Here is a 26255-nt window from a genome sequence, read left to right as displayed (position 1 = left end):
AAAATAAAAAGGGAACGTGAAACACGTTCCCTTTTTACTGCCAATCAGATCAAGCCAAGCTTAACTGACTGGCATTGGCCCGAAGGCGGTTTTTCGGGCGGCGGGAACCTGGCCTCAGGCAAACACACCCGCGGTGTCCTGCATGCGCGCCGACACTTCACCCAGGTGGTGCAGCGTGTCGCCAAAAGCCACTTCGAGTTGGGTGAGCTTCTTGAAGTAGTGGCTCACGATGTATTCGTCCGTCACGCCGATGCCACCATGCAGTTGCACGGCCTGCTGGCCCACGAAGCGCATGGACTGGCCCAGCTGCACCTTGGCGCGGGCCATGGCGCGGCGGCGTTCGTCCGCGGGCGCGCCGAGCTTGAGGCTGGCGTAGTAGCTCATCGAGCGGGCCAGCTCCAGCTGCATCTTCATGTCGGCCACGCGGTGGCGCAGCGCCTGGAAGCTGGCAATGAACACGCCGAACTGCTTGCGCTGGTTCATGTATTCGACGGTGATGGCGACGGTCTTGCCCATCACGCCCACGGCTTCGGCGCAGGTGGCGGCGATGCCGGTGTCCACGGCCAGCTCCAGCGCGGCCAGGCCATCGGTGGTGATGAGCGTGGCGGGGGCATTGCTCAGCTGCACTTCGGCGGCGCGGCTGCCATCTTGCGTGACGTAACCCTGCGTGGTCACGCCGCTCGCAGTGCGCTCGACCAGGAAGAGGGCGATCTTGCCGTTGAGCTGTGCGGGCACGATGAAGGCGTCCGCCTTGTCGCCAGCGGGTACTACGCTTTTAGTAGCTGTTACCGCATAGCCTGATTGCGCCGGAGCCGCTTTGGCCTCGCAAACATCCAGGCGGTAGCGCGCCTTGCGCTCCTGCTGCGCCAGTACCACCAGCGCCTCGCCGCTGGCCACGCGGGGCAGCCAGGCCGATTGCATGTCGGCCGGTGCGTAGTGCGACAGCACGCTGCAGGCGATGAAGGCCTGGGCAATGGGCTCCAGCACAATGCCGCGGCCCAGTTCTTCGGCCACCACCATGGCGTCGATCGCGCCCTGGCCCATGCCGTCGTGCGCTTCGGGCACGGTGAGTGCGGTCAGGCCCAGCTCGGCCAGTTCGTTCCAGGCGGCGCGGTCAAAACCACCCGCGGCTACGGCAGCGCGGCGGCGCTCGAACGTGTAGCCCTTGTCCACCCACTTGCGCACGGCGTCGCGCAGCTGTTCCTGGTCGTCAGAAAAATCGAAATCCATGTGTCTCTCCTTGTGCTGGTTGTGGCGCCGTGGCGCCCTCAACAACCAGCGAAGCTCTATCGGGAACCCCCTCCCGGAGGGGGCACGGGGGAGCAGTTCTGTCGCGCAAGGCGCGGACCGTACTGGGCGTCAGCCCAGAACGGTCTGCGCCACGATGTTGCGTTGGACCTCGTTCGAGCCACCGTAGATGGTGGTCTTGCGCAGGTTGAAGTAAGTGGATGCCAGCGGCGCGTTGGCGGTGACGCCGCCGGGGAAGTTGCCCTGCCAGCCGGCTTCCATGGCTTCTTCGATGAAGGGCATGGCAAAGGGGCCTGCGGCCAGCATCATCAGCTCGGCGTAGCGCTGCTGGATCTCGCTGCCCTTGATCTTGAGCAGGCCGGCGATGTCGAGCGAGTTCTTGCCCGACTTCTCGTTGGATAGCACGCGCAGCACCAGCATTTCCAGCGCCACGATGTCCACTTCCAGCAGCGCGATCTGGTCGCGGAAACGTTGGTCCTCCCACACGCCTTCGGCCCGGGCGATGCGCTTCAGGCGCTCCAGCTCGCGCTTGCTGCGGTTCACGTCGGCGATGTTGGTGCGCTCGTGGCTCAGCAGGTGCTTGGCGTAGGTCCAGCCCTTGTTCTCTTCACCGATCAGGTTCTCGGCAGGCACCTCGACGTTGTCGAAGAACACTTCATTGACTTCACACTCGCCGTCCAGCAGCTTGATGGGGCGCACGGTCACGCCCTTGGACTTCATGTCCAGCAGCAGGAAGGAGATGCCGGTCTGCGGCTTGCCCTCGGTACTGGTGCGCACCAGGTTGAACATCCAGTCGCCGTGCTGGCCCAGCGTGGTCCAGGTCTTCTGGCCGTTGACGATGTATTTGTCGCCCACGCGCTCGGCGCGGGTCTTGACGCTGGCCAGGTCCGAGCCCGAGCCCGGTTCGCTGTAGCCCTGGCTCCACCACACTTCGCCGCTGGCGATGCCGGGCAAGAAGCGCTTTTGCTGCTCGGCATTGCCAAACGCCATGATCACCGGGGCTACCATCACGGGGCCGAAGGGGATGATGCGGGGTGCGCCGGCGAGGGCGCATTCTTCTTCAAACAGGTGCTTTTGCACGGCCGTCCAGCCGGGGCCGCCAAACTCCTTCGGCCAGCCAAAACCGAGCCAGCCCTTTTGGCCCAAAATCTTGGCCCAACCCTGCATGTCGGTGCGGGTCAGGCGCAGGGCGTTGTGCACCTTGTGGGAAATTTCCTTGGGCAGGTGGGCGTGAACCCATGCGCGAACTTCTTCGCGGAAGGCCTGTTCTTCGGGTGTGAATGCGAGATCCATCGGTTTGTCTCCAAATGATTCCGCTGTTGTAGCACGGGCGTTCGTTTCACTCCTGTCCGGGTGGCGACATTGGACTGAAGTCAGGGGAAATGCCCAGTTCGGAACACAGCCGCTGCACGGTATTTCGGAGGATGGCCACTTCGGCCTCCAGGGCATCCACACGGGCCTGCAGGGCGGGCGACGGGGCTGAGCCCACACTGCCTGCGGGCACATGGCTGGGGGTGGTGTCCACGGGCCCGCACATCAAATGCGCCCAGCGCTGCTCACGGGCGCCGGGCGCGCGGGGCAGCTGCACGACCAGCGGGCCGCCTTTTTCGGCGCTGCGCTCCTGCAGTTCGTCCAGAAAGGCTTCTACCGAGGAGATGTCGGCAAAGCGGTACCAGCGCTCGGCGTTGATGCGCAGCTCGCCCGCCGTCTGCGGGCCGCGCAGCATCAAGAGGCCCAGCAGCACCGCCGACTGCTCGGGCACGCCCACGCCGCGCTGGAAGTTGTGCTCCCAGCGGGTGGTGCGGTTGCCGCTGCTCTCGAACGCCAGGCTCAGCAGCTTGAGCGAATCCAACGCTTCCTGCGCCTGGGCATCGCTCAGCTGCATCACCGGGTCGCGGCTGGTCTTCTGGTTGCAGCCGGTCAGCAGGCCGTTGAGCGACATGGGGTAGCTGTCGGGCACGGTGCGGGCCTTCTCCATCAGGGTGGCGAGCACGCGGGCTTCTTGGGGTGTGAGGGGGCGGGTACGAGGGTCGAACGGCATGGCGGGGATAATTGCAGGCAATGAAAAACATTGTGATTTTGATCTCTGGCGGCGGCTCCAACATGGCCACCATCGTCCGAACCGCGCAGCAGGAAAACTGGGAGCAGCGCTATGGCGCGCGCGTGGCCGCCGTGGTCAGCAACAAAGCCGATGCCGGCGGGCTGGTTTTTGCCCGCGCGCAGGGCATTGCCACCGAGGTGCTGGACCACAAGGCCTTTGCCAGCCGCGAGGCCTTTGACGCCGAACTGGCCGCCACCATCGACCGCCATCAGCCCGCCCTGGTGGTGCTGGCCGGGTTCATGCGCATCCTCACGCCGGGTTTTGTGGCGCATTACGCGGGGCGGCTCATCAACATCCACCCCTCGCTGCTGCCGGCTTTCACCGGGCTGCACACGCACCAGCGCGCCATTGATGCGGGCTGCAGGTTTGCCGGTGTGACGGTGCACCAGGTGACGGCCGAACTGGACGTGGGCCCGATCCTGGACCAGGCCGTGGTGCCTGTGCTGCCGGGGGACACGGCCGATACGCTGGCGGCGCGTGTGCTCACCCAGGAACATGTGATCTACCCGCGCGCTGTGCGGGCGCTGGTGCAAGCCTTGTAACTGCGTTGGCGCAACGGAGGGTCAGCTCTCCATGTCAGGGGTCGCATCGCTGCAGCGCTCAAAGCGGGGCCGCAACTGCCCATCCACCGAAACGTTTTCCAGAAACATGGCTGCAGGGCGCACCCACAGGCCCCGCTGGCCGTAAAGCGCGCGGTACAGCGTCATGGGCTCCAGCGTCTCGCTGTGGCGCACGGTGTCGATCACCTGATAGAGCATTCCCTTGTAGTGGCGGTAGAGGCCAGGTGGCGTGCGGATGAGTGCGGGCAGGTCTTCGTCGGTCATGGGGGAAGGGCGGTGAATCAGAGCAGTACAGAGGGGAGGCGCAGATTGTGCGCGCCTGGTGCGCTCGCAACGAGCCGTCCCGCAGGCGGCTGCGGCAGTGCCGGCTGACGCAGAAGGGCCGCTGTGCCGCTGCGTCTCGGGGTGAGGTGCATGCACCGATCAGGGTGTCGGTGGGACAATCGGGGCATGCATCCCAAAGTCCTTCTCGACGCCTGCGCCGAACTTGTCAGGCTCACCCTTACGTTTGAACACCCCGCCGACGCGGTGGTGTCACGATTCTTCCGCGATAACCGGGGCCTGGGCCCCCGCGAACGTGCCACGCTGGCCGAGACGGTTTACACCGTGCTGCGCAAGAAGCTGCTGTTCGACCACATGGCGCCCTCGGGCTCGGGCCCCAAGGAGCGCCGCCTGGCCATCCTCGGCTTTCATGGCCCGCGCGATTTTCTCAAGAGCGCGCTGACCGATCAGGAGAAGAACTGGCTGGACCAGTGTGATGCGGTCACAGTGGATGACCTGATGGAGCGCCATCGCCACAACCTGCCCGAATGGCTGGTCAAGCCCCTCAAGGACCAGCTGGGGGAGGGTTTCTGGCCGCTGGTGGAGAGCCTGGCACAGAGCGCGCCACTGGACCTGCGTGTCAATGCGCTCAAGGACAAGCGCGCCGATGTGCAAAAGGAGCTGGCCAAGGCCGGTATCAAGGCGCATCCCGCGCCGTATTCGCCCTGGGGCCTGCGCGTGGACGACAAGCCTGCGCTGACCAAGCTCGATGCGTTCACGCGCGGCGCCATCGAGGTGCAGGACGAGGGCTCGCAGTTGCTGGCCCTGCTGCTGGACGCCAAGCGCGGCGAGATGGTGGTGGATTTTTGCGCGGGCGCGGGCGGCAAGACGCTGGCCATTGGCGCCAGCATGCGCAGCACCGGCCGCCTGTATGCGTTTGACGTGTCGGCCCACCGGCTCGATGCGCTCAAGCCGCGGCTGGCGCGCAGCGGCCTGTCGAATGTGCACCCGGCAGCCATCGCCCACGAGCGGGACGAGCGCATCAAGCGCCTGGCCGGCAAGATCGACCGCGTGCTGGTGGACGCACCCTGCTCGGGCCTGGGCACGCTGCGCCGCAACCCCGATCTCAAGTGGCGCCAGTCGCCCAAGGCGGTGGACGAACTGGTGGTCAAGCAAACGGCCATTCTGGACAGCGCCGCCCGCCTGCTCAAGCCGGGCGGACGGCTGGTGTATGCCACCTGCAGCATCCTGCCGCAGGAAAATGAGGCCATTGCCGAGGCTTTCAGCGCCGCGCACACGGACTTCCGCCTGCTGGACGCCGGTGAATTGCTGGAGCAACTCAAGGTGGAGGGCGCCAGGGGGCTGTGCAGCGGTGGTGATACCGGCAGTGGTTATTTGCGTTTGTGGCCCCATGTCCACCAGACCGACGGATTTTTCGCGGCGGTCTGGGTCAAAAAGGGCTGAACCGCAGCGGGACGCGGTATTTCCGCACCAGCGGCCGTGGGGCGTGGTGGATGGGGTATGGGAAACAAGGAGTCTTGAACATGCTGTTGCCGGATGGGGTGGCCCTGAACGCCGCCATGGATTGGCTGGCCCATGGCTTGTGGGGCCTGGCCTGGTGGCAGATCGTGCTGTACACCCTGGCCACCACCCACATCACCATTGCCGCGGTCACGATTTTCCTGCACCGCGCCCAGGCGCACCGTGCGCTGGACCTGCATCCCATTCCAGCGCATTTTTTCCGTTTCTGGCTGTGGATAGCCACGGGCATGGTCACCCGGGAATGGGTGGCCATCCACCGCAAGCACCACGCCAGATGCGAAACCGTGGACGATCCCCACAGCCCCCAGACACGCGGCCTTGGCACCGTGATGTGGCGTGGCGCCGAGCTGTACCGCGCCGAGTCGACGAATATGGAAACGATCCAGAAGTTCGGCCACGGCACGCCCAATGACTGGATCGAGCGCAATCTATACAGCCGCTTGCGCTGGCAGGGGGTGGCGCTCATGCTGGTCCTGGATCTGGCCCTGTTTGGCGCGCTCGGCGCAGCCGTGTGGGCGGTGCAGATGGCCTGGATTCCCTTCTGGGCGGCTGGCGTGGTCAACGGCGTGGGCCACTACTGGGGCTACCGCAACTTCGAGGCGCAGGACGCCAGCACCAATCTCTCGCCCTGGGGCATCCTCATTGGTGGCGAGGAGCTGCACAACAACCACCACACCTATCCGACGTCGGCCAGGTTCTCGATCAAGCCCTATGAGTTGGACATTGGCTGGGCCTACATCCGCCTGATGCAGGCGATCGGCTGGGCCACGGTCAAGAAGGTGCCACCCCGATTGCAACTGGGCGATGTGAAACCCGTGGCCGATGCAAAGACACTGGAGGCCCTGATTGCCAACCGCTACGAGGTCATGGCCGCCTATGCGCGCGGTGTGCGCCAGGCCTGCAAGGCCGAAATGGCCGCATTGCAGGCGCGCCAGGCCGATGCATCGGTGCTGAACGTCGCCATGCGCTGGCTGCACCGGGATGTCGAGAAGGTGCCTGCCGTGGTTCTGCCGCAATTGGCCCAGGTGCGCGCCGCATCACCGGTGCTCGACAAGATGATCTCCATGCGCGAAGAACTGCGCCAGCTGTGGCTCAACACTTCGCACTCGCGCGAGCAGCTCACGGCGGACCTGCAGGCCTGGTGCCGCCGGGCCGAGGACAGCGGCATTGCCGTGCTGCGTGATTTTTCGATGCGCCTGCGTGCGGCGCAGGCCTGAGTGCCAGCCCAGCGCCTGAGCTGCATGCAGGTTCCTTGCCACGCCCGTGGCCTGCACCCGCCTGCGGGCATGAAAAAACCGCCCAACCTTGCGGCGGGGCGGTTTTTCCGAAAGACCTGAGGCTGGATTACTTCAGCTTCATTTCCTTGTATTCCACATGCTTGCGAGCCTTGGGATCAAATTTCATGATCAGCATCTTCTCGGGCATGGTCTTCTTGTTCTTGGTCGTGGTGTAGAAGTGGCCGGTACCCGCAGTGGATTCCAGCTTGATCTTGTCGCGTCCGCCTTTGCTTGCCATGGTGCTACTCCTTAAGCCTGGCCACGGGCACGCAGGTCTGCGAGCACCGAGTCGATACCGTTCTTGTCGATCAAACGCAGGGCAGCGCTCGAAACACGCAGGCGCACCCAGCGGTTTTCGGTCTCGACCCAGAAACGGCGGTATTGCAGGTTCGGCAGGAACCGGCGCTTGGTTTTGTTGTTGGCGTGGGAAACATTGTTCCCCGTCATGGGCTTCTTGCCCGTTACGTCGCAGACGCGTGCCATGAGGACACTCCGATACTGATAAACGGCCGTTCGCTGAGCCCTGGGCTGTTTGTTTGCCCAGGATGGCTTGCGGCCTCACCTCGCCAGAAAGGGTGGCGGTAACCCGATTTGCTGTTTCGGGGTGCCGCAAAGCGGGCCGAATTCAGCAAAGCCGCAGATTATAGCCTGATGCCCAGTTTTTGTCGCCGGGCCGCCCCAAGACAAAAAAGCCCCCGGGGGCAGCGGCCCGCGCGGCGGCGGAGCGTGGGGGCCTTCGCCTCGTCAAGCTTCCTGTTCCAGGAAGCGCTGGGCATCGAGTGCCGCCATGCAACCCGTGCCGGCGCTGGTGATGGCCTGGCGGTAGACATGGTCCTGCACGTCGCCCGCGGCAAAGATGCCGGGCACGCTGGTCTGGGTGGCAAAGCCCTTGAGCCCGCCCTGCGTGACGATATAGCCGTTTTCCATGGTCAGCTGGCCCTGGAAGATCTCGGTGTTGGGCGCGTGGCCGATGGCAATGAAGCAGCCCTGCAGTGCGATGTCCTGGGTGCTGCCGTCGAGCGTGCTCTTGATGCGGATGCCGGTCACGCCGGTGTTGTCACCCAGCACCTGGTCCAGGGTGTGGAACACCTTGAGTTCGATCTTGCCGGCCGCCACTTTCTCGTTGAGCTTGTCCACGAGGATGGGCTCGGCCTTGAACTTGTCGCGCCGGTGCACCAGCGTCACCTTGCGGGCGATGTTGGACAGGTACAGGGCTTCTTCCACGGCCGTGTTGCCGCCGCCCACCACGCACACGTCCTGGTCACGGTAAAAGAAACCGTCGCAGGTGGCGCAGCCTGACACGCCCTTGCCCATGAAGGCCTCTTCCGAGGGCAGGCCCAGGTATTTGGCCGATGCGCCGGTGGCGATGATCAGCGAGTCGCAGGTGTAGGTGCCGCTGTCGCCCGTGAGCGTGAAGGGGCGCTGGCTGAAATCAACCTTGTTGATGTGGTCAAAGATGATCTGCGTCTTGAAGCGCTCGGCGTGCTCCAGAAAGCGCTGCATCAGGTCGGGGCCCTGCACGCCGTGCACATCGGCGGGCCAGTTGTCCACCTCGGTGGTGGTCATGAGCTGGCCGCCCTGCGCGATGCCGGTGATGAGCACCGGGTTCAGGTTGGCGCGTGCCGCATAGACGGCCGCCGTGTAGCCTGCAGGGCCGGAGCCGAGGATCAGAACTTTCGCGTGTTGGGTGGAGGACATGGACAAAACCTGTGTGGTGCAGTTGCCTCAAGGCAGCTGCTGTTGAAAAAATGCGGAATCAGCTATGAAGTATCCACCGCGCGCGGCTTTTTCTGGTGACGCCTTATCAATCAGCGCGATTGTAAGAACCCATGGAAAAGCCCTGGTGATACTGCTTGCCGGATCAAGGGGGACGGGGTCCTGGCTGCCATGTGGTCGCGGCAAAACAGCAAGATAGCGTCACTTGCGTTACAGAGTGTGAGCGTGCGTGGCGGTGTGGCAGCGTGGCGGCGGGGGGTGGGGCAAGCCCCGCCGTGCATGGGGTAAGCTTGTCCGGCACGCTTATGACCTACTCCCTCAATACCCTGAATGCATCTTCTTCGGCCAAGTCTGCGCCTCGCACCGGTGCGGCCCGCTTTGGCCACGAAATAGGCCTGGTCGTGGGCCTTTTGGCGCTGGTTTTCTGGCTGCTGGCCCTGGTCAGCTATTCCGCACAGGACGCTGCCTGGTCCACTTCGGGCACGCGCGGCGACCCACTGGTGGCCAACTGGGCGGGGCGTTTTGGTGCCTGGCTGGCCGATGGCAGCTATTTCGCACTGGGATTTTCGGTGTGGTGGTGTGTGGCGGCAGGGGTGCGAGCCTGGATTGCCTCGCTGGCGCGGTGGATGCGTGGTGGCGAAGCGGCGGCGGGCACCGTCAGCCCTGCCGTGCGGCGCTCCCTGTTCTGGGGGGGGCTGGTGCTGCTGATGGGCGCCAGCACCGCGCTCGAATGGTCGCGCCTGTACCGGCTCGAAGCCTTGCTGCCGGGGCATGCCGGTGGCGTGCTGGGCTACCTTGTGGGGCCTGCCAGCGTGAAATGGCTGGGCTTTACCGGCTCGGGCCTGCTGGGCATCGTGCTGCTGGTGCTGGGGGTGGCGCTGGTGTTCCGCTTTTCCTGGGGGCATGTGGCCGAGGTGCTGGGTGCGCGGATTGATGCCCTGGTTCAGTCGCGCCGCGCCCAGCGCGAAGTGGCCAAGGATGTGGCCGTGGGCCGCAAGGCTGCGCGTGAGCGCGCGGTGGTGGTGCTGGAGGAACGCACCGAAAGCGAAGAACACCACCCGCAGCCGGTGCAGATCATCGAGCCGGTGCTGGTGGATGTGCCGCAGAGCGCCCGCGTGGTGAAAGAGCGGCAAAAACCCCTGTTCACCGAAATGCCCGACAGCAAGCTGCCGCTGGTGGATCTGCTCGACAGCGCATTGCAGCGCCAGGAAACCGTGGCGCCCGAGACGCTGGAGATGACCAGCCGCCTCATCGAGAAGAAGCTCAAGGACTTCGGCGTGGAAGTGCGCGTGGTCGCGGCCATGCCCGGCCCCGTGATCACGCGTTACGAGATCGAGCCCGCCACCGGCGTGAAAGGTTCGCAGATCGTCGGCCTGGCCAAGGACCTGGCGCGCTCCCTCAGCCTGGTCTCGATCCGCGTGGTGGAGACCATCCCGGGCAAGAACTACATGGCGCTGGAGCTGCCCAACGCCAAGCGCCAATCCATCCGCCTGTCCGAAATCCTGGGCTCGCAGGTCTACCACGAGGCCAAGAGCATGCTCACCATGGGCCTGGGCAAGGACATCGTGGGCAACCCGGTGGTGGCCGACCTGGCCAAGATGCCACACGTGCTGGTGGCCGGTACCACGGGCTCGGGCAAGTCGGTGGGGATCAACGCGATGATCCTTTCGCTTTTGTACAAGGCCGAGGCGCGCGATGTGCGCCTCTTGATGATCGACCCCAAGATGCTGGAAATGTCGGTGTACGAAGGCATTCCGCACCTGCTGGCCCCCGTGGTCACCGACATGAAGCAGGCCGCGCACGGCCTGAACTGGTGCGTGGGCGAGATGGAGCGCCGCTACAAGCTCATGAGCAAGCTGGGTGTGCGCAACCTGGCCGGTTACAACACCAAGATCGACGAGGCCATGGCGCGCGAGGAGTTCATCTACAACCCTTTCAGCCTCACGCCCGAGGAGCCCGAGCCGCTGCAGCGCCTGCCGCACATCGTGGTCATCATCGACGAGCTGGCCGACCTGATGATGGTGGTGGGCAAGAAGATCGAAGAGCTGATCGCCCGCCTGGCGCAAAAGGCGCGCGCCGCCGGCATCCACCTGATCCTGGCCACGCAGCGCCCCAGCGTGGATGTGATCACCGGCCTGATCAAGGCCAATATTCCCACCCGCATCGCGTTCTCGGTAGGCTCCAAGATCGACAGCCGCACCATCCTCGACCAGATGGGCGCCGAAGCCCTGCTGGGCATGGGTGACATGCTCTACATGGCCAGCGGCACCGGCCTGCCGATCCGTGTGCATGGGGCCTTCGTATCGGACGAGGAAGTGCACCGTGTCGTCAGTTACCTCAAGCAACAAGGGGAGCCGGACTACATCGATGGCGTGCTCGAAGGCGGAACTGTGGACGGCGACGGTGATCTGTCAGGGGACGGCGGCGGCGATGGGGGCGAGAAAGACCCCATGTACGACCAGGCCGTCGAAGTGGTGCTCAAGGACCGCAAGGCCAGCATCTCCTACGTGCAGCGCAAGCTGCGCATTGGCTACAACCGTTCGGCGCGGCTGCTCGAAGACATGGAAAAGGCGGGCCTGGTGAGCGGACTGACCACCAGCGGCCAGCGCGAAGTGCTGGTGCCGACCCGCAGCGAGTGACCGCGAACGGGCTTTCTGCCCCCTGACAGGAGTTTCCGTTGAAGAAATTGATTGCTACTTTCTTGATAGCTACTGGTGCACAACTGGCAAGCGCTGACGGCCTGAAAAGCCTGGAGTCCTTCATGAAGGGCAGCCAGACGGGTCGCGCCGATTTCACCCAGGTCGTCACCTCGCCCCCGAAGGACGGCCAGGCCGCGCGCACCAAAACCAGCAGCGGCAGCTTCGAGTTCCAGCGGCCGGGGCGCTTCAAGTTCATCTACAAGAAGCCTTTTGAGCAGACCATCGTGGCTGATGGGCAGACGCTGTGGTTGTACGACGCCGACCTGAACCAGGTGACACAGCGCACCCAGGCCCAGGCCCTGGGCAGCACGCCCGCGGCCCTGGTGGCCTCGGCGCCCGACCTGTCGGCGCTGAAGGCCGAGTTCACGCTCGAAGCGGCCCCTGACCAGGATGGCCTGCAATGGGTGCTGGCCCGCCCCAAGGCCAAGGACGGCCAGTTGCAGAGCGTGCGCGTGGGTTTTTCGGGCGAGCAACTGGCCGCGCTCGACATCCTGGACAGCTTTGGCCAGCGTTCAGCCATCCGCTTCACGGGCATGCAGACCAATGCCGCGCTGCCGCCGGGCACCTTCCAGTTCAAGCCGCCAGCAGGGGCGGATGTGCTCAAGCAGTAAACGCTTTTGTTTTGAGAGCTTCTGGCGCTTATTTATCAACCGCTAGAGTCGTTTTTCGTCCTGAGTGGCCAGCACGGCCGCCACGCGTGCCCGTACCAGGGGCTGCAGCGCGATCTCGAACCACGGGTGGCGCTTGAGCCAGCCATTGTTGCGCGGGCTCGGATGGGGCAGGGCCAGGACGGGCGCATCCGGCCGTGCGCAGGTGCTCTGTACTGCCTCCGCCAGCGGCTGGCCCTTGCGGGCGGGCAGGTGCCAGGCCAGGGCGTACAGGCCGATCGCGAGAGTGAGCCGCACCTGCGGCAGACGGTCCAGCAGCGGTTGGCGCCAGGCCGGTGCGCATTCGGGGCGCGGCGGCAGGTCGCCCGATGTGCCCCGGCCAGGGTAGCAAAAACCCATGGGCAGTATCGCTACCTGGCGCGGGTCGTAGAAGGTCTCGCGCGAGATGCCCATCCATAGGCGCAGGCGTTCACCGCTGGCGTCGTCGAAAGGCACGCCCGAGGCATGCACCTTGCGGCCCGGCGCCTGGCCCGCGATGAGGATGCGTGCATCTGCATGCGCCTGCAGCACCGGGCGCGGCCCGAGCGGCAGGTGCCCCGCGCAGAGGTGGCAGGCGCGCACGCGGGCGAGCAGGGCGTCGAGCGGTTCTTGGTCTTTTGGGTGCATCTCAGTGACTCATGGCGCGGCGCTGCATACGAAACCGGCGTGGCCCAGGCCAGCAGACGCCGCGCAAGGGCCGCCCCGCCGCGCTGGCGGCGTCCCCCTGGGGGGAAGGCGCGAAGCGGCTCAGGGGGGATTGGATATCCGTGCTCCGGCCTCGGCCAGCAGTTGGCGCAATACCGAGCGATGGCAGTGGGCCTCGTCCTCGCAGTAGCAACCGACCGAGAAGTTCGCGTCCTGCGACATCCGGGCCAGGAGCGCCAGGGTGTGGCGGTTCTCGGGCGTGGCCATCTCGGCGCGGTACTTGCGCGCGAAGGCCGCCCATTCCTGGGGCGTGGTGGCGGCCTGGGCCTGCTTGACGGTTTCGGGGCTCGGTGCCAGGTTGGGGTACCAGACGTCGTACCAGTCCTGCGCCGCGAACTGCTCCTTGGGCACACCGCGCGGCGGGCGGCGCACGGTGCCGATGCGGGTGCCCTCGCCGGGGGCACGAGGGCTGCCGAGTTGAACGATGCGCACGGGCATGGAAATCCTCCGGGGGCTGCGGACGCGATGCGGGTCATTCTAGAAGCCGGCGGTCATTGGCCGGAATGCCGGCTACCATTGAAGTCAGCCCCCTCGCCGAACGTGAAACCGCCCGCCGTCTCCCACCAGCCCCTGGCCGAGCGCCTGCGCCCGCACCAGCTCTCCGAAGTCATCGGCCAGCAGCATGTGCTGGGGCCGGGCATGCCGCTGCGCCTGGCGTTCGAGTCGGGCCGGCCGCACAGCTGCATCCTCTGGGGCCCGCCCGGTGTGGGCAAGACGACCATTGCGCGCCTGATGGCCGACGCGTTCGATGCGCAGTTCATCAGCATCAGTGCCGTGCTGGGCGGGGTCAAGGACATCCGCGAGGCGGTGGAGCGTGCCGAGGCGGCCAAGGGCGGCCTCATGCAGCAGCGCACCATCGTCTTTGTGGATGAGGTGCACCGCTTCAACAAGAGCCAGCAGGACGCGTTTTTGCCGCATGTCGAGAGCGGGCTGTTCACCTTCATCGGCGCCACCACCGAGAATCCGTCGTTCGAGGTCAACTCGGCCCTGCTGTCGCGTGCGGCGGTGTATGTGCTGCAACCGCTGTCCATCGCGGATTTGAAAAAAATTGTGGCTCTGGCGCAGAAGGAGCAAGCGCTTCCAGCTATTGAAAACGAAGCAATAGAACGGCTGGTGGCCTACGCCGATGGCGATGCCCGCCGCCTGCTCAACACGCTGGAGACGCTGTCCATGGCGGCCGCCCAGGAGCAGCTGGCCGAGATCACCGACGCCTGGGTGGTCCGCGTGCTGGGCGAGCGCATGCGCCGCTACGACAAGGGCGGAGAGCAGTTCTACGACACCATCAGCGCGCTGCACAAGTCGGTGCGCGGCTCCGACCCCGACGCCGCGCTGTACTGGCTGGTGCGCATGCTCGACGGCGGCGCCGATCCGCGCTATATGGCGCGCCGCCTGGTGCGCATGGCGGCCGAGGATGTGGGCCTGGCCGACCCGCGCGCGCTGCGCCTGGCGCTCGACGCCAGCGAGGTGTACGAGCGCCTGGGCAGCCCGGAGGGCGAGCTGGCGCTGGCCGAGTGCGTGATCTACCTCGCCGTGGCGCCCAAATCGAACGCCGTGTACAAGGCATACAACGCCGCGCGCGCCCATGTGAAGCAAGACGGTACGCGCCCCGTGCCCATGCACCTGCGCAATGCGCCCACCCAGCTCATGAAGGCGCTCGACTACGGCAAGGGTTACCGCTACGCCCATGACGAGGAGGGCGGTTTTGCCGCTGGCGAACGTTACCTGCCCGAAGGCATGGCGGAACCGGGCTTCTATCAGCCGGTGGAGCGGGGCCTGGAAATCAAGATCGCGCAAAAGCTGCGGGACCTGCGGGTGCGCAATGCGGCTGCCAGCGCGGACCCGGAAAACCCCTGAGTCACAGTACCGACCGGGCCGCCGAGCGGTGCGTCCGGCCCGGCCTGCCGCCGGCAATCCATTTACTCCGTTTTTGAGATAGATCCATCAATCTTTCTTATGCGTTGCGTCCCCGGCTGATGGATCCCAAACCCAAGGGAAAACCCCGCCAGACAAGGCCCGGACGGCCGAAAACTACTCGCTACAATCGCGTCCTCAAACCCGCACAGCTGCATTCCTGGCGGGTTTTTTGCTACATGGCAGTCGGGCCCACAAGGCTGTACCGATTTCGGTGCCAAAGCGGTGGGTACGTCACAAACGAAGGACTTCTCTTATGGACATTTTGCTGCAGCAGATCATCAACGGTCTGGTTCTCGGCAGCATGTACGCCTTGATAGCCTTGGGCTACACCATGGTGTACGGCATTATTCAGCTGATCAATTTTGCCCATGGCGAAGTGCTCATGGTCGGCGCTCTCACCAGTTGGAGCTGTATCGGACTCATGCAGGAGGCCATGCCGGGAGCACCGGGCTGGCTCATTCTGCTGCTGGCCACCATCATTGCCTGCGTGGTGGCCGCCGCGCTCAATTTCACGATCGAGAAGGTGGCCTACAAACCGCTGCGCAGCAGCCCGCGTCTGGCGCCGCTGATCACGGCCATCGGCATGTCGATCCTGCTGCAGACGCTGGCCATGATCATCTGGAAGCCCAATTACAAGTCCTATCCCACTTTGCTGCCGGCCACGCCGTTCCAGGTGGGCGGGGCCGTCATCACCTCCACCCAGATCCTGATTCTGGGCGTGACCGTGGTGGCCCTGGCTGCGCTGATGTACCTGGTGAACTACACCAAATTAGGCCGTGCCATGCGCGCCACGGCAGAAAACCCCCGTGTGGCTTCGCTCATGGGCGTGAAGCCTGACATGGTGATCTCGGCCACCTTCATCATCGGTGCCGTTCTGGCGGCCATCGCCGGCATCATGTATGCATCCAACTACGGCACGGCGCAGCACACCATGGGTTTCCTGCCGGGACTCAAGGCCTTCACGGCGGCGGTGTTCGGCGGCATCGGCAACCTGGCCGGTGCCGTGGTGGGCGGCATCCTGCTGGGCCTGATCGAGGCCATCGGCTCGGGCTACATCGGCGCGCTCACGGGCGGCCTGCTGGGCAGCCACTACACCGACATCTTTGCGTTCATCGTGCTCATCATCATCCTGACGCTGCGCCCCTCGGGCCTGCTGGGTGAACGCGTGGCCGACCGCGCCTGAGGACCTATTGCCATGAAGAACACCAAAACCAACTGGATCATCGGCGCCGTGGCGCTGCTGGTGCTGCCACTGATCCTGCAATCCTTCGGCAACGCCTGGGTGCGCATTGCCGACCTGGCCCTGCTGTATGTGCTGCTGGCGCTGGGCCTGAACATCGTGGTGGGCTACGCCGGCCTGCTCGACCTGGGCTATGTGGCGTTCTACGCCGTGGGTGCCTACCTGTTTGCCCTGATGGCGTCGCCGCACCTGGCAGACAATTTCGCGGCGTTTGCCGCCATGTTCCCGAACGGGTTGCACACCTCGCTGTGGCTGGTGATACCGCTGGCGGCGCTGGTGGCGGCGTTCTTCGGCGCCTTGCTCGGGGCGCCCACGCTCAAGCTGCGCGGCGATTACCTGGCCATCGTGACCCTGGGCTTCGGTGAAATCATCCGCATCTTCCTGAACAACCTGGACCATCCCGTCAACCTGACCAACGGCCCCAAGGGCATGGGCCAGATCGACTCGGTCAAGATCTTCGGACTGGATCTGGGCAAGCGGCTCGAATTGTTCGGCTTTGACATCAACTCCGTCACGCTCTACTACTACCTGTTCCTGGTACTGGTGGTCGTCAGCGTGGTGATTTGCTACCGCCTGCAGGACTCGCGCATCGGTCGTGCCTGGATGGCGATCCGCGAAGACGAAATTGCCGCCAAGGCCATGGGCATCAACACCCGCAACATGAAGCTGCTCGCCTTTGGCATGGGCGCCTCGTTTGGTGGTGTGGCGGGTTCCATGTTCGGAGCCTTCCAGGGCTTCGTGTCGCCCGAGTCGTTCAGCCTGATGGAGTCGGTCATGATCGTCGCCATGGTGGTGCTGGGCGGTATTGGCCACATCCCCGGCGTGATCCTGGGCGCCGTGCTGCTGTCGGCCCTGCCCGAGGTCCTGCGCTACGTGGCCGGCCCGCTGCAGGCCATGACCGACGGCCGCATCGACTCCGCCATCCTGCGCCAGCTGCTGATTGCCCTGGCCATGATCATCATCATGCTGCTGCGCCCCCGCGGCCTGTGGCCAACGCCCGAGCACGGCAAGAGCCTGACGCAAAAGACCTGAAGCACTCCACCGAAAGTTCGCAATGACAGAGAAATCCAATGATGTGGTGCTGAAGGTCGCCGGCATTTCCAAGCGTTTCGGCGGCCTGCAGGCCCTGTCCGACGTGGGCATCACCATCCAGCGCGGCCAGGTCTATGGCCTGATCGGCCCCAACGGCGCGGGCAAGACCACGTTCTTCAACGTGATCACCGGCCTGTACACGCCCGACAGCGGCAGCTTCGAGCTGGCCGGCAAGCCCTACGAGCCCACGGCCGTGCACGAAGTGGCCAAGGCTGGCATCGCCCGCACCTTCCAGAACATTCGCCTGTTCGCCGAAATGACGGCCCTGGAGAACGTGATGGTGGGCCGCCACATTCGCACCAAGTCCGGCCTGCTGGGCGCGGTGCTGCGCACCAAGGGCTTCAAGGAAGAAGAAGCCGCGATTGCCAAGCGTGCCCAGGAACTGCTGGACTACGTGGGCATCGGCAAGTTCGCCGACTACAAGGCGCGCACGCTGTCGTATGGCGACCAGCGCCGCCTGGAGATTGCCCGTGCGCTTGCCACCGACCCGCAGCTGATTGCGCTCGATGAGCCCGCCGCCGGCATGAACGCCACCGAGAAGGTGCAGCTGCGCGAGCTGATCGACCGCATCCGCAACGACAACCGCACCATCTTGCTGATCGAGCACGATGTGAAGCTGGTGATGGGCCTGTGCGACCGCGTGACGGTGCTCGATTACGGCAAGCAGATCGCCGAGGGCAACCCGGCCGAAGTGCAGAAGAACGAAAAAGTGATTGAGGCCTATCTGGGCACCGGAGGACATTGAGAATGGCCGAAAAATCCAACAAGGTACTGCTGCAGGTCAAGGGCCTGAAGGTGGCCTACGGCGGTATCCAGGCCGTCAAGGGCGTGGACTTCGAAGTGCGTGAGGGCGAACTGGTGTCGCTGATCGGGTCGAATGGCGCCGGCAAGACCACCACCATGAAGGCCATTACCGGCACGTTGCCCATCAACGATGGCGACATCGAATACCTGGGCGAGAGCATCAGGGGCAAGGGCGCCTGGGACCTGGTGAAGAAGGGCCTGGTCATGGTGCCGGAAGGCCGCGGCGTGTTTGCGCGCATGACCATCACCGAAAACCTGCAGATGGGCGCCTACATCCGCAACGACAAGGCGGGCATCGCGGCCGATATCGAGAAGATGTTCTCCATCTTCCCGCGCCTGCGTGAGCGCAAGGACCAGCTGGCCGGCACCATGAGCGGTGGTGAGCAGCAGATGCTGGCCATGGGCCGGGCGCTGATGAGCCAGCCCAAGGTGCTGCTGCTCGACGAGCCCTCCATGGGCCTGTCGCCCATCATGGTGGACAAGATCTTCGAGGTGGTGCGCGACGTGTACGCCCTGGGAGTGACCATCTTGCTGGTGGAGCAGAACGCCAGCCGGGCCCTCGCCATTGCCGACCGTGGCTACGTCATGGAGTCGGGCCTCATCACCATGACCGGCCCCGGCCAGGAACTGCTGAGCGACCCGCGCGTGCGCGCCGCCTATCTGGGCGAGTGAGCGTGGTGCCTGCGGGTGCAGGCGTTATTCCAAAGGCACTGCACTGGCTGCAGTGCCTTTTTTGTTGATCCTGTGCCGGGTGTGGAATATTCCACGATGGATAGCTCGTGGCGTTTATCCGGCAAGGGATAAAACCATATCTGGCTTGTGTTTTCGTGTTGGCTGCTCTGTGGCATGGTGTCCATGAACTCTCTGCAATCGCTTCCCGTCAGCCTGCAAACCATCGTGTTGCTGGTGGCCAGCAACGTCTTCATGACCTTTGCCTGGTATGGCCACCTGAAGAACCTGGCGACATCGCCCTGGTACGTGGCTGCGCTGGTCAGCTGGGGCATTGCGCTGTTCGAGTACCTGCTGCAGGTGCCTGCCAACCGCATTGGCTACACCCAGTTCAATGTGGGGCAGCTCAAGATCCTGCAAGAGGTCATCACGCTGTCGGTGTTTGTGCCGTTTGCGGTGTTCTATCTCGACCAGCCCCTCAAGTGGGACTACCTTTGGGCAGGTCTGTGCATGGTCGGCGCGGTGTATTTCATCTTCCGCAGCGGGTGATTGGGGGCGCTTCGCGCCGCTTGGGTGCGAGGTGGGCGCCCGGCGAGAAGCGGCGGGCGGTTAAACTTCGCGGGTTTTCAAAGTCACAAATAGGTCACTCGCCTGTCATGAACAGGCGGTATATGACCATTTTTTATTCCGATTCCGCACCAGGAGCTCCCCCTCATGCTGTTTGGCAAGCTGTTGCCGCGCGAAGGCAATTTTTTCGAGATGTTCAACCAGCATGCGGATCGCATCGTCGAGGCCGCCAGGGCCTTTTCGCAACTGGTGGCCAACTACAGCGATCTGCACCTGCGCGACAAGTACAACGAGGATGTGGACAACGCCGAGCGTGCCGCCGACCGCGTTACCCAGGACGTCAATCGCCTGATCCACAAGACCTTCATCACGCCCATTGACCGTGAGCAGATTCACACGCTCATCAACACCATGGACGACGTGGCCGATCTGATCCAGGACTCGGCCGAGACCATGGCGCTGTATGACGTGCACCACATGACCGAGGAAATCACGCGCCTCACCGACCTCAGCGTGAAATGCTGCGAACGCCTGCGCGATGCGGTCAAGCTGCTTGGCACGATTGCCGACCCGGCCGTGGCCGAAGCCGCCCTCAAGACCTGCGAAGAGATCGACCGGCTCGAAAGCGATGCCGATCGCGTGATGCGCAGCGCCATGAGCAAGCTGTTCCGTGAAGAGCCGGATGTGCGCGAGGTGATCAAGCTCAAGGCCATCTACGAGCTGCTGGAGACCATCACCGACAAGTGCGAGGACGTGGCCAATTGCATCGAGGGCATCGTCCTCGAAAACTCCTGATCCGCAGGGCCCATCACCATGCAAACCGTACAGACGGCCCTGTGGGTTGTGGTCTTGCTCGTGGCGCTGGCCATCCTGTTCGACTTCATGAACGGGTTCCATGACGCCGCCAATTCGATTGCCACGGTGGTCTCCACCGGTGTGCTCAAGCCGGCCCAGGCCGTGCTGTTTGCCGCGTTTTTCAACGTGGTGGCCATTTTTGTCTTCCACCTGAGCGTGGCGGCCACGGTGGGCAAGGGCATCGTCCAGCCGGGTGTGGTCGATACCCATGTAGTGTTCGGCGCGCTGGTGGGCGCCATCACCTGGAACGTGGTCACTTGGTATTACGGCATTCCCAGCAGTTCGTCGCATGCGCTGATCGGCGGTATCGTGGGCGCGGTCATTGCCAAGGCGGGGGCGGGCTCGCTGGTGTCCGCAGGCATCCTCAAGACGGTGGCCTTCATTTTTGTGTCGCCGCTGCTGGGGTTTCTGCTCGGCTCGGCGATGATGGTGCTGGTGGCGTGGTTGTTCCGGCGCACCCGTCCCAATAAAGTGGACAAGTGGTTCCGTCGCCTGCAGCTGGTGTCCGCCGGCGCCTACAGCCTGGGGCATGGCGGCAATGACGCGCAAAAGACCATCGGTATCATCTGGCTGCTGCTGATCGCCACCGGCTATGCGTCGGCTGCGGATGCCTCTCCGCCCACCTGGACCATCGTGAGCTGTTACCTGGCCATCGGCCTCGGGACCATGTTCGGCGGCTGGCGCATCGTGAAAACGATGGGGCAGAAAATCACCAAGCTCAAGCCCGTGGGCGGTTTCTGTGCCGAAACCGGCGGGGCCTTGACCCTGTTCCTGGCGACCGCGCTGGGGATTCCGGTGTCCACCACTCACACCATCACCGGGGCGATTGTCGGCGTGGGCTCCACGCAGCGCGCCAGCGCGGTGCGCTGGGGTGTGGCGGGCAACATCATCTGGGCCTGGGTGTTGACCATTCCGGCCAGTGCGTTCGTTGCTGCCATGGCTTACTGGGTCAGCCTGCAGTTGTACTGAGGTCGCAAACGCTATTAAAAAAGAGCTGCCAGCGCTTCCCAATCAGGCGCTGGCAGCTCTTTTTGCTTGAAATCGGTGCTTACTGCGAGATCTTGCGTGCTTCCTCGATCTGGTACTCGAAATAGCGCTGAAAGCTGAAGGCCAGGCTGGCCATCAGCACGGTGGTGCCTATCATCAGCGCCAGTCCGATGGCAAAAATGGTGGCCCAGCGGGTGCGGCCGGCAGGCGCATCCGGCGCGGCCGCCGCATTGAAGCGGGCATTCCATTTCTCGGGGGGCGTCAGGCCATACAGAATGGCCTGGAGTGCGCAGCCTGCAATGGTGAATCCGAGCAGCGGTATCAGTATCCAGCTGGTGTGATCGTCCTGCCCCAGCGCCTGCACGCGCTGGATGCCGTACAGGCCCAGGGCGGTGGGAATGGGCAGCAGCCAGCCGAGCATGTCGGAGAGGCCATGCAGATAGAAGCGGTGCAGGCCCAGAGGACCCCCCAAGAAGGCGAGCCAGGCCGCCACGGTTTTGTTTTTCATTGCCAGGCCGCCCCAAGATGAAAAGCGGCCCCCTCGGGGGGAAGTGAGCAGACGAAGTGGGGAGCGTGGGGGTTATGGTTCATGCGCGGCATTATTCCGGGGATGTGGTGTCACCCGCGCCCAGGGGTTTTTCCATCAGCACGATGTCGCGCCAGGCGCCGAACTTCCAGCCCACCGAACGCATGACGCCCACGTCGGTGAAGCCCAGCGCGCGGTGCAATCCGATCGAACCCGCGTTGGCCGAATCGCCGATCACGGCCAGCAGCTTGCGCACGCCGGCGGCCTCGGCCTGCATCGCCAGTGCGGCCAGCAGCTTGCGCCCCACGCCCATGCCGCGCGCGCTGTCGGCCACGTAAATGGAGTCTTCGGCCGAGAAACGGTAGGCCGGGCGTGGTTTGAACCAGTTGGCGTAGGCGAAGCCCAGCACCTGGCCCTCTTTCTCGGCCACCAGCCAGGGCAGGCCCTTGGCCAGCACGTCGGCGCGGCGGCCTGCCATGTCGGCTTCGGAGGGGGGATCGATCTCGAACGTGCCTGTGCCGTGCAGCACATGGTGCTGGTAAATGGCGGTGATGGCGGGAATATCGCGGTCTGTGCTGGGGCGGATGGTGGACATGGGAACAAATAGATATAATCGCGGGCTTTGCAGCGTGTCGCTGGCCGGGTGGCCATGTCGCGTGTCTCAAGCGTTGCGAATATGGTTGCGAACACTGTGGCTCCGGGCAAATGTTGCCGGAGTTCACCACCCGAAGGATAAATCATGGTCGTCATTCGACTCTCCCGCGGCGGCTCCAAGGGCCGTCCTTTCTTCAACATCGTCGTTGCCGACAAGCGCGTGCGCCGTGATGGCCGCTTCATCGAGCGCATCGGCTTCTACAACCCCACCGCCAAGGAAACCGAAGAAGGTCTGCGCATCGTGCAAGACCGCCTGACCTACTGGCAGAGCGTGGGCGCCCAGTCCTCGCCCACGGTGGACCGCCTGATCAAGCAAGCCGCCAAGAAGGCTGCTTAAAGCTCCCCGAAAAGGGCGGGTTCCGTGGGCTTGCCCGGCGGAACCCGCCCTTTTCTTTTTGCACGAGACACACCATGGCTGCACCCCTGTCGCTCGAATCCGCCGTACTCCCTGCCGATGCCGTCGAGGTCGGGCGCATTGCCGATGCCTGGGGCGTCAAGGGCTGGTTCAAGGTGGTGTCGCACAGCACCACGCCCGAGGCGCTGTTTGCCGCCAAGCACTGGTATCTGCAGCCGTCCGAGCGCGGTGCCAAGACGTTTTCTGGCACGGTGCTGTTGCCGATCCGCCAGGCCAAGGACCATTCCGACACGGTGGTGGCCTGGGCGCAGGGCATCGATGACCGCGATGCCGCAGAGGCCTTGCGGGGTGCGCGCATCTTCGTGCCGCGGTCGAGCTTTCCCGTCACCACGCAGGACGAGTATTACTGGGTTGACTTGATCGGCCTTCAGGTCCTCAACCGTGAAGGCGTGGCGCTGGGGCAGGTGCAGGAGCTGATGTCCACCGGCCCGCAGACCGTGCTGGTGCTGGCCTACGAGCAGGACGGCAAGGCCCGGGAGCGCATGATTCCCTTCGTGTCGGCGTTTGTCGACAAGGTGGATCTGCCCGAAAAGCGCATCACGGTCGACTGGCAGCCTGACTACTGACCGGCCTGCGCTCTGGCACGCCGCGCACCATGCGCTTTGACATCATCACCTTGTTCCCCGAGCTGTTTGCGCCTTTCCTGGTGAGCGGCGTGACCCGCCGCGCCTATGCCAGCGGACAGGTCGATGTGCATCTGTGGAACCCGCGCGACCATGCCGAGGGCAACTACCGGCGAGTGGACGACCGCCCGTTTGGCGGCGGCCCGGGCATGGTGATGCTGGCCGAGCCGCTGGCGCGGTGCCTTGCAGCCATCCGGGCGGAGCGTGGCGAGCCGCAAGACGGCCAGGCGCCGCTGGTGCTTTTTTCGCCCATCGGCGAATCGCTCAACCATGCCGCGGTGGAGCGCTGGTCTGCCAGCGCTGGCGCTGTGTTGCTGTGCGGGCGTTATGAAGGGATCGACCAGCGCTTCGTCGACGCCCATGTCGATCTGCAGATGAGTTTGGGTGACTTCGTGCTCTCGGGCGGTGAAATTGCGGCCATGGCCTTGCTCGATGCCGTGGCGCGGCTGCAGCCAGGGGTGCTCCATGACGAGGGCAGCCACCAGCTCGACAGTTTCAACCCGGCGCTCGACGGCCTGCTCGATTGCCCCCACTACACCCGCCCCGACGAATGGCAGGGTCGCCCGGTGCCCGCGCCGCTGATGTCCGGGCACCACGCGCAGATTGAGCGCTGGCGCCGTGATCAGCGCCTGGCCACCACGGCAAAGCACCGTCCCGACCTGATCGATGTCGCACGCAAGGCAGGGCGCCTGGCGCCCGCCGATGAGGCGGTCTTGGCCAAGCTGGGTTGAATTGCTATAATCAAAGGCTTTTCGATCCTCTGGCCGGCCGTTTTGCCCAGTGGCTTTGCTTGCAAAGCCTGCCGCGAAACCCTGAATCGTCAATCCCGACGCTGCCATTTTTGGCGCGGACAAGATCGTTGGATACCCAAATGAACCTGATCCAGACCCTGGAAGCGGAAGAAATCGCCCGCTTGAACAAGACCATTCCCGTGTTCGCCCCTGGCGACACGGTCATCGTGAGCGTGAACGTGGTCGAAGGCACGCGCAAGCGCGTGCAGGCCTACGAAGGCGTGGTGATTGCCAAGCGCAATCGCGGCCTGAACAGCGGCTTCACCGTGCGCAAGATCTCCAGCGGCGAAGGCGTGGAGCGTACGTTCCAGACCTACAGCCCGCTGATCGCCGGCATTGAAGTCAAGCGCCGTGGCGACGTGCGCCGCGCCAAGCTGTACTACCTGCGTGAACGCAGCGGCAAGTCGGCACGTATCAAGGAAAAGCTGCCTTCGCGCGCCAAGGTGGCTGCACCCGTCGCCGCATAAGGCACAGGCCATCCCTGACCGGAGCCGCTACAGCATCGCCTGTAGCGGCTTTTTGTTTTTTGCGGCCCCCTTGGGTCTGCGTTCCAGGCTTGTCGTGAATCCCTCATCCGCCCCTGTTCCATCGGCCAACCCGGCGTCGCTTTCGGCGCTGCCTGATTTCGACCCGCGTGCCGTCCCGGTGGTGGGCGTGGATGGGCACCTGCCCGCAGTGCCGGTGCAGGCGCAGACGCCGCAGGCCCTGCGGGCGCGTTTTGCCCACCCGCCTGTATGGACGCCCGAGGTGGTGCTGGAAAAGAAGTTCATGCATCGCGAGCCGGCCCACGCGTCCGTGCTGGTGCCCATCGTGCTGCGCGAACAGCCCATGGTGCTGCTGACGGAGCGCACGGCCCATCTTTCCACCCATTCGGGCCAGGTGGCCTTTCCGGGTGGGCGGGCAGATCCAGAAGATGTCTCCACGTCCGACACGGCTTTGCGCGAGGCCGAGGAAGAGGTCGGGCTGGCGCGGCGCTTTGTCGAGGTGCTGGGCGTGCTGCCCACCTATGTCACCGGCTCCTCATTCATCATCACGCCGGTGGTGGCGCTGGTGCAACCGGACTGCGTGCTGCATCCCAACCCCTACGAGGTGGCGGATGTGTTCGAGGTGCCGCTGGCGTTCCTGCTCAATCCTGCCCATCACCAGCGCCATGTTTTCGAGTGGCAAGGCGTGCACCGGGAATGGTTCTCCATGCCTTACCAGGATGGCACCAAAAACCGGTTTATCTGGGGCGCTACTGCCGGCATGCTGCGCAATTTCTATCGATTCATGCAGGCGTGATGGAGGGGCCGGCGCCCGCATGATCCAAAGGCGCGCAGCCCCAGTATCATTGCCCTCCATGAGTTTCTTTGCCATCCTGTTCGCTCTGCTGATCGAGCAGGCCCGCCCTCTGGCCCGCACCAACCCCATCCACGCGGGACTGCGCGCGTGGGCTCTGTCGGTCAGCCGCAATTTCGACGCGGGCAAGCCTCACCACGGCTGGGTGGCCTGGAGCCTGGCCGTGCTGGTGCCGGCGCTGGTCACACTGGCTGTCCACTGGTTGCTGCTGCTGGGGTTGGGCTGGCCGTTTGCGGTGGTGTGGAGTGTGGCGGTGCTGTATGTCACGCTGGGCTTTCGCCAGTTCAGCCACCATTTCACCGGCATCCGCGATGCGCTGGAGGAGGGCGATGAAGACCGGGCGCGCGAGCGCCTGGCCGACTGGCAGCAGGTGGATGTCGGCGCGCTCCCGCGCAGCGAGATCGTGCGCCATGTGATCGAATATTCGGTACTGTCGGCGCACCGCCATGTGTTCGGCGTGCTGGCGTGGTTTTCCGTGCTGGCAGCGCTGGGTCTGGGGCCCACGGGTGCGGTGCTGTACCGGCTGGCAGAATTTGTCTCGCGCTATTGGCAGTACAAGGAACGTACTGGCGTCCAGCCCGCCAGCGCGGCATTGCAGCAAGCCTCGGCCCAGGCCTGGACCCTGGTGGACTGGTTGCCCGTGCGCATGACGGCCTTGAGCTTTGCGGTGGTGGGCAGTTTTGAGGAGGCCATCGAGGGTTGGCGTTTTCATGCGCAGCGCTTTCCCAGTGACAACGACGGCGTGGTGCTGGCCGCCACCGCAGGCGCCATCAATGTGCAGCTGGGCGGCGAGGCCCTGCCTGCCCGCGCCGATCCGAAGACACCCCAGGGACTGGAAATCGAGGCCGACATGGGCGACAGCGACAGCACCCCCGGTCGCGAGCCGGAGGTGGTGCATCTGCGCAGCGTGGTGGGCCTGGTCTGGCGCTCGGTGGTGGTGTGGATGCTGCTGCTGGCGCTGCTGACCCTGGCGCGCTTGCTGGGCTGATGGCCGTCCCCTGGCCAGGTGGCCGAGGTGTGGGGT

The 26255-nt window shown here is 64.6% G+C and carries 30 protein-coding genes; 19 read left to right on the top strand and 11 right to left on the bottom strand.

The genetic code is table 11. The features are described 5' to 3' along the window. Positions 1 to 114: 114 nt before the first annotated feature. The 3 genes from AC1RDS_RS03530 to AC1RDS_RS03520 all read right to left on the bottom strand — a co-directional run bounded on the left by AC1RDS_RS03530 (position 115) and on the right by AC1RDS_RS03520 (position 3289). Entirely contained in the window at positions 115 to 1230 is a 1116-nt protein-coding gene (locus tag AC1RDS_RS03530) for an acyl-CoA dehydrogenase family protein (protein WP_026435848.1), read from the bottom strand. Positions 1231 to 1359: 129 nt separating this feature from the next. Then, the gene (locus tag AC1RDS_RS03525) at positions 1360 to 2541 is read right to left on the bottom strand and encodes an acyl-CoA dehydrogenase family protein (protein ID WP_026435849.1); all 1182 of its coding nucleotides are present in this window, start codon (positions 2539 to 2541) and stop codon (positions 1360 to 1362) included. A 46-nt stretch (positions 2542 to 2587) separates the two neighbouring features. Continuing rightward, positions 2588 to 3289: a YceH family protein gene (locus AC1RDS_RS03520; RefSeq protein ID WP_026435850.1), complete on the bottom strand. Its 702-nt coding sequence runs from the start codon at positions 3287 to 3289 to the stop codon at positions 2588 to 2590. 20 nt (positions 3290 to 3309) lie between these two features. Between AC1RDS_RS03520 and purN the strand changes: the two genes are divergently transcribed. Next, positions 3310 to 3891, top strand: a complete 582-nt coding sequence (gene purN / locus AC1RDS_RS03515; protein ID WP_026435851.1) for a phosphoribosylglycinamide formyltransferase — start codon at positions 3310 to 3312, stop codon at positions 3889 to 3891. A 21-nt stretch (positions 3892 to 3912) separates the two neighbouring features. On the opposite strand, the gene AC1RDS_RS03510 is transcribed toward purN, so the two are convergent. Beyond that, positions 3913 to 4173 (bottom strand): DUF1653 domain-containing protein, encoded by a 261-nt coding sequence (locus AC1RDS_RS03510; RefSeq protein WP_026435852.1) that lies wholly within the window; start codon positions 4171 to 4173, stop codon positions 3913 to 3915. A gap of 186 nt (positions 4174 to 4359) precedes the next feature. Here AC1RDS_RS03510 and AC1RDS_RS03505 point away from each other — a divergent pair, with 186 nt between their 5' ends. Both AC1RDS_RS03505 and AC1RDS_RS03500 read left to right on the top strand, forming a co-directional pair. Beyond that, positions 4360 to 5634 (top strand): RsmB/NOP family class I SAM-dependent RNA methyltransferase, encoded by a 1275-nt coding sequence (locus AC1RDS_RS03505; RefSeq protein WP_026435853.1) that lies wholly within the window; start codon positions 4360 to 4362, stop codon positions 5632 to 5634. Positions 5635 to 5714: 80 nt separating this feature from the next. Beyond that, positions 5715 to 6929, top strand: coding sequence for a DesA family fatty acid desaturase (locus tag AC1RDS_RS03500; protein ID WP_026435854.1), 1215 nt, complete (start codon positions 5715 to 5717; stop codon positions 6927 to 6929). 127 nt (positions 6930 to 7056) lie between these two features. Here the strand turns inward: AC1RDS_RS03500 and rpmG are convergent, their stop codons facing one another. The 3 genes from rpmG to trxB all read right to left on the bottom strand — a co-directional run bounded on the left by rpmG (position 7057) and on the right by trxB (position 8687). Further along, positions 7057 to 7227, bottom strand: a complete 171-nt coding sequence (gene rpmG, locus AC1RDS_RS03495; RefSeq protein ID WP_008904999.1) for a 50S ribosomal protein L33 — start codon at positions 7225 to 7227, stop codon at positions 7057 to 7059. 11 nt (positions 7228 to 7238) lie between these two features. Continuing rightward, positions 7239 to 7472 carry a 50S ribosomal protein L28 gene (gene rpmB, locus AC1RDS_RS03490; protein ID WP_010463481.1) on the bottom strand — a complete coding sequence of 78 codons (234 nt, stop codon included), beginning with the start codon at positions 7470 to 7472 and terminating at the stop codon, positions 7239 to 7241. A gap of 261 nt (positions 7473 to 7733) precedes the next feature. Beyond that, on the bottom strand, positions 7734 to 8687 hold the full coding sequence (gene trxB, locus AC1RDS_RS03485) for a thioredoxin-disulfide reductase (RefSeq protein WP_026435855.1): 954 nt from the start codon (positions 8685 to 8687) through the stop codon (positions 7734 to 7736). A 323-nt stretch (positions 8688 to 9010) separates the two neighbouring features. On the opposite strand from trxB, the gene AC1RDS_RS03480 reads away from it, so the two are divergent. Together AC1RDS_RS03480 and lolA are read left to right on the top strand one after the other, a co-directional pair. Continuing rightward, positions 9011 to 11344 carry a DNA translocase FtsK gene (locus AC1RDS_RS03480; protein ID WP_026435856.1) on the top strand — a complete coding sequence of 778 codons (2334 nt, stop codon included), beginning with the start codon at positions 9011 to 9013 and terminating at the stop codon, positions 11342 to 11344. Positions 11345 to 11382: 38 nt separating this feature from the next. After that, positions 11383 to 12015 carry an outer membrane lipoprotein periplasmic chaperone LolA gene (gene lolA / locus AC1RDS_RS03475; protein WP_026435857.1) on the top strand — a complete coding sequence of 211 codons (633 nt, stop codon included), beginning with the start codon at positions 11383 to 11385 and terminating at the stop codon, positions 12013 to 12015. Between the two features lie 42 nt (positions 12016 to 12057). Here lolA and AC1RDS_RS03470 read toward each other — a convergent pair whose 3' ends face one another. Beyond that, positions 12058 to 12678, bottom strand: a complete 621-nt coding sequence (locus tag AC1RDS_RS03470; RefSeq protein ID WP_348683093.1) for a uracil-DNA glycosylase family protein — start codon at positions 12676 to 12678, stop codon at positions 12058 to 12060. A gap of 120 nt (positions 12679 to 12798) precedes the next feature. Beyond that, entirely contained in the window at positions 12799 to 13194 is a 396-nt protein-coding gene (locus tag AC1RDS_RS03465; RefSeq protein ID WP_092697205.1) for a DUF488 domain-containing protein, read from the bottom strand. A 102-nt stretch (positions 13195 to 13296) separates the two neighbouring features. On the opposite strand from AC1RDS_RS03465, the gene AC1RDS_RS03460 reads away from it, so the two are divergent. From AC1RDS_RS03460 to AC1RDS_RS03425, 8 genes are all read left to right on the top strand, one after another. Then, entirely contained in the window at positions 13297 to 14610 is a 1314-nt protein-coding gene (locus AC1RDS_RS03460; protein ID WP_092697204.1) for a replication-associated recombination protein A, read from the top strand. 313 nt (positions 14611 to 14923) lie between these two features. After that, the gene (locus AC1RDS_RS03455; protein ID WP_026435861.1) at positions 14924 to 15853 is read left to right on the top strand and encodes a branched-chain amino acid ABC transporter permease; all 930 of its coding nucleotides are present in this window, start codon (positions 14924 to 14926) and stop codon (positions 15851 to 15853) included. A 12-nt stretch (positions 15854 to 15865) separates the two neighbouring features. Continuing rightward, positions 15866 to 16942: an ABC transporter permease subunit gene (locus AC1RDS_RS03450; RefSeq protein WP_026435862.1), complete on the top strand. Its 1077-nt coding sequence runs from the start codon at positions 15866 to 15868 to the stop codon at positions 16940 to 16942. 22 nt (positions 16943 to 16964) lie between these two features. After that, on the top strand, positions 16965 to 17747 hold the full coding sequence (locus AC1RDS_RS03445; RefSeq protein ID WP_092697203.1) for an ABC transporter ATP-binding protein: 783 nt from the start codon (positions 16965 to 16967) through the stop codon (positions 17745 to 17747). 2 nt (positions 17748 to 17749) lie between these two features. Further along, on the top strand, positions 17750 to 18478 hold the full coding sequence (locus AC1RDS_RS03440) for an ABC transporter ATP-binding protein (protein WP_026435864.1): 729 nt from the start codon (positions 17750 to 17752) through the stop codon (positions 18476 to 18478). Between the two features lie 183 nt (positions 18479 to 18661). Next, positions 18662 to 19024 carry a DMT family protein gene (locus AC1RDS_RS03435; RefSeq protein ID WP_026435865.1) on the top strand — a complete coding sequence of 121 codons (363 nt, stop codon included), beginning with the start codon at positions 18662 to 18664 and terminating at the stop codon, positions 19022 to 19024. 165 nt (positions 19025 to 19189) lie between these two features. Next, the gene (locus tag AC1RDS_RS03430) at positions 19190 to 19837 is read left to right on the top strand and encodes a DUF47 domain-containing protein (RefSeq protein ID WP_026435866.1); all 648 of its coding nucleotides are present in this window, start codon (positions 19190 to 19192) and stop codon (positions 19835 to 19837) included. Between the two features lie 18 nt (positions 19838 to 19855). Continuing rightward, positions 19856 to 20866 carry an inorganic phosphate transporter gene (locus AC1RDS_RS03425; RefSeq protein ID WP_026435867.1) on the top strand — a complete coding sequence of 337 codons (1011 nt, stop codon included), beginning with the start codon at positions 19856 to 19858 and terminating at the stop codon, positions 20864 to 20866. Between the two features lie 79 nt (positions 20867 to 20945). Here AC1RDS_RS03425 and AC1RDS_RS03420 read toward each other — a convergent pair whose 3' ends face one another. After that, positions 20946 to 21392: a TM2 domain-containing protein gene (locus AC1RDS_RS03420; RefSeq protein ID WP_092697202.1), complete on the bottom strand. Its 447-nt coding sequence runs from the start codon at positions 21390 to 21392 to the stop codon at positions 20946 to 20948. A 91-nt stretch (positions 21393 to 21483) separates the two neighbouring features. Then, positions 21484 to 22005 carry a GNAT family N-acetyltransferase gene (locus tag AC1RDS_RS03415; protein ID WP_092697201.1) on the bottom strand — a complete coding sequence of 174 codons (522 nt, stop codon included), beginning with the start codon at positions 22003 to 22005 and terminating at the stop codon, positions 21484 to 21486. Positions 22006 to 22149: 144 nt separating this feature from the next. On the opposite strand from AC1RDS_RS03415, the gene rpsP reads away from it, so the two are divergent. From rpsP to AC1RDS_RS03385, 6 genes are all read left to right on the top strand, one after another. Further along, positions 22150 to 22401, top strand: coding sequence for a 30S ribosomal protein S16 (gene rpsP / locus AC1RDS_RS03410; RefSeq protein ID WP_010463504.1), 252 nt, complete (start codon positions 22150 to 22152; stop codon positions 22399 to 22401). Positions 22402 to 22475: 74 nt separating this feature from the next. After that, a complete protein-coding gene (gene rimM / locus AC1RDS_RS03405) occupies positions 22476 to 23045 on the top strand; it encodes a ribosome maturation factor RimM (RefSeq protein ID WP_026435870.1) in 570 nt (189 codons plus the stop codon). 29 nt (positions 23046 to 23074) lie between these two features. After that, the gene (gene trmD, locus AC1RDS_RS03400) at positions 23075 to 23833 is read left to right on the top strand and encodes a tRNA (guanosine(37)-N1)-methyltransferase TrmD (protein WP_092697199.1); all 759 of its coding nucleotides are present in this window, start codon (positions 23075 to 23077) and stop codon (positions 23831 to 23833) included. Between the two features lie 140 nt (positions 23834 to 23973). Beyond that, positions 23974 to 24360, top strand: a complete 387-nt coding sequence (gene rplS / locus AC1RDS_RS03395) for a 50S ribosomal protein L19 (protein WP_026435872.1) — start codon at positions 23974 to 23976, stop codon at positions 24358 to 24360. Positions 24361 to 24454: 94 nt separating this feature from the next. After that, positions 24455 to 25174, top strand: coding sequence for a CoA pyrophosphatase (locus tag AC1RDS_RS03390; protein ID WP_026435873.1), 720 nt, complete (start codon positions 24455 to 24457; stop codon positions 25172 to 25174). 58 nt (positions 25175 to 25232) lie between these two features. Then, positions 25233 to 26219, top strand: coding sequence for a CobD/CbiB family protein (locus AC1RDS_RS03385; protein ID WP_026435874.1), 987 nt, complete (start codon positions 25233 to 25235; stop codon positions 26217 to 26219). Positions 26220 to 26255: the final 36 nt, after the last annotated feature.

It is taken from the genome of Acidovorax sp. GW823-FHT02H02, assembly GCF_058797075.1.
The sequence above is the reverse complement of the archived record's forward strand: the minus strand, read 5'-3'. Positions and strand labels throughout refer to the sequence as shown.

What these genes read in the sequence shown, in the direction of transcription:
- AC1RDS_RS03500 (WP_026435854.1), top strand. Translation starts at nt 5,715, where the DNA reads ATGCTGTTGCCGGATGGGGTGGCCCTGAACGCCGCCATGGATTGGCTG.
- trmD (WP_092697199.1), top strand. Translation starts at nt 23,075, where the DNA reads ATGCGCTTTGACATCATCACCTTGTTCCCCGAGCTGTTTGCGCCTTTC.
- AC1RDS_RS03465 (WP_092697205.1), bottom strand. Translation starts at nt 13,194, where the DNA reads ATGCCCGTGCGCATCGTTCAACTCGGCAGCCCTCGTGCCCCCGGCGAG.
- AC1RDS_RS03480 (WP_026435856.1), top strand. Translation starts at nt 9,011, where the DNA reads ATGACCTACTCCCTCAATACCCTGAATGCATCTTCTTCGGCCAAGTCT.
- AC1RDS_RS03445 (WP_092697203.1), top strand. Translation starts at nt 16,965, where the DNA reads ATGACAGAGAAATCCAATGATGTGGTGCTGAAGGTCGCCGGCATTTCC.
- AC1RDS_RS03450 (WP_026435862.1), top strand. Translation starts at nt 15,866, where the DNA reads ATGAAGAACACCAAAACCAACTGGATCATCGGCGCCGTGGCGCTGCTG.
- AC1RDS_RS03520 (WP_026435850.1), bottom strand. Translation starts at nt 3,289, where the DNA reads ATGCCGTTCGACCCTCGTACCCGCCCCCTCACACCCCAAGAAGCCCGC.
- AC1RDS_RS03440 (WP_026435864.1), top strand. Translation starts at nt 17,750, where the DNA reads ATGGCCGAAAAATCCAACAAGGTACTGCTGCAGGTCAAGGGCCTGAAG.
- AC1RDS_RS03470 (WP_348683093.1), bottom strand. Translation starts at nt 12,678, where the DNA reads ATGCACCCAAAAGACCAAGAACCGCTCGACGCCCTGCTCGCCCGCGTG.
- AC1RDS_RS03525 (WP_026435849.1), bottom strand. Translation starts at nt 2,541, where the DNA reads ATGGATCTCGCATTCACACCCGAAGAACAGGCCTTCCGCGAAGAAGTT.
- rpmG (WP_008904999.1), bottom strand. Translation starts at nt 7,227, where the DNA reads ATGGCAAGCAAAGGCGGACGCGACAAGATCAAGCTGGAATCCACTGCG.
- AC1RDS_RS03530 (WP_026435848.1), bottom strand. Translation starts at nt 1,230, where the DNA reads ATGGATTTCGATTTTTCTGACGACCAGGAACAGCTGCGCGACGCCGTG.
- AC1RDS_RS03430 (WP_026435866.1), top strand. Translation starts at nt 19,190, where the DNA reads ATGCTGTTTGGCAAGCTGTTGCCGCGCGAAGGCAATTTTTTCGAGATG.
- purN (WP_026435851.1), top strand. Translation starts at nt 3,310, where the DNA reads ATGAAAAACATTGTGATTTTGATCTCTGGCGGCGGCTCCAACATGGCC.
- AC1RDS_RS03385 (WP_026435874.1), top strand. Translation starts at nt 25,233, where the DNA reads ATGAGTTTCTTTGCCATCCTGTTCGCTCTGCTGATCGAGCAGGCCCGC.
- rpsP (WP_010463504.1), top strand. Translation starts at nt 22,150, where the DNA reads ATGGTCGTCATTCGACTCTCCCGCGGCGGCTCCAAGGGCCGTCCTTTC.
- AC1RDS_RS03505 (WP_026435853.1), top strand. Translation starts at nt 4,360, where the DNA reads ATGCATCCCAAAGTCCTTCTCGACGCCTGCGCCGAACTTGTCAGGCTC.
- AC1RDS_RS03435 (WP_026435865.1), top strand. Translation starts at nt 18,662, where the DNA reads ATGAACTCTCTGCAATCGCTTCCCGTCAGCCTGCAAACCATCGTGTTG.
- AC1RDS_RS03510 (WP_026435852.1), bottom strand. Translation starts at nt 4,173, where the DNA reads ATGACCGACGAAGACCTGCCCGCACTCATCCGCACGCCACCTGGCCTC.
- rpmB (WP_010463481.1), bottom strand. Translation starts at nt 7,472, where the DNA reads ATGGCACGCGTCTGCGACGTAACGGGCAAGAAGCCCATGACGGGGAAC.
- trxB (WP_026435855.1), bottom strand. Translation starts at nt 8,687, where the DNA reads ATGTCCTCCACCCAACACGCGAAAGTTCTGATCCTCGGCTCCGGCCCT.
- AC1RDS_RS03455 (WP_026435861.1), top strand. Translation starts at nt 14,924, where the DNA reads ATGGACATTTTGCTGCAGCAGATCATCAACGGTCTGGTTCTCGGCAGC.
- rplS (WP_026435872.1), top strand. Translation starts at nt 23,974, where the DNA reads ATGAACCTGATCCAGACCCTGGAAGCGGAAGAAATCGCCCGCTTGAAC.
- AC1RDS_RS03415 (WP_092697201.1), bottom strand. Translation starts at nt 22,005, where the DNA reads ATGTCCACCATCCGCCCCAGCACAGACCGCGATATTCCCGCCATCACC.
- AC1RDS_RS03420 (WP_092697202.1), bottom strand. Translation starts at nt 21,392, where the DNA reads ATGAAAAACAAAACCGTGGCGGCCTGGCTCGCCTTCTTGGGGGGTCCT.
- rimM (WP_026435870.1), top strand. Translation starts at nt 22,476, where the DNA reads ATGGCTGCACCCCTGTCGCTCGAATCCGCCGTACTCCCTGCCGATGCC.
- AC1RDS_RS03425 (WP_026435867.1), top strand. Translation starts at nt 19,856, where the DNA reads ATGCAAACCGTACAGACGGCCCTGTGGGTTGTGGTCTTGCTCGTGGCG.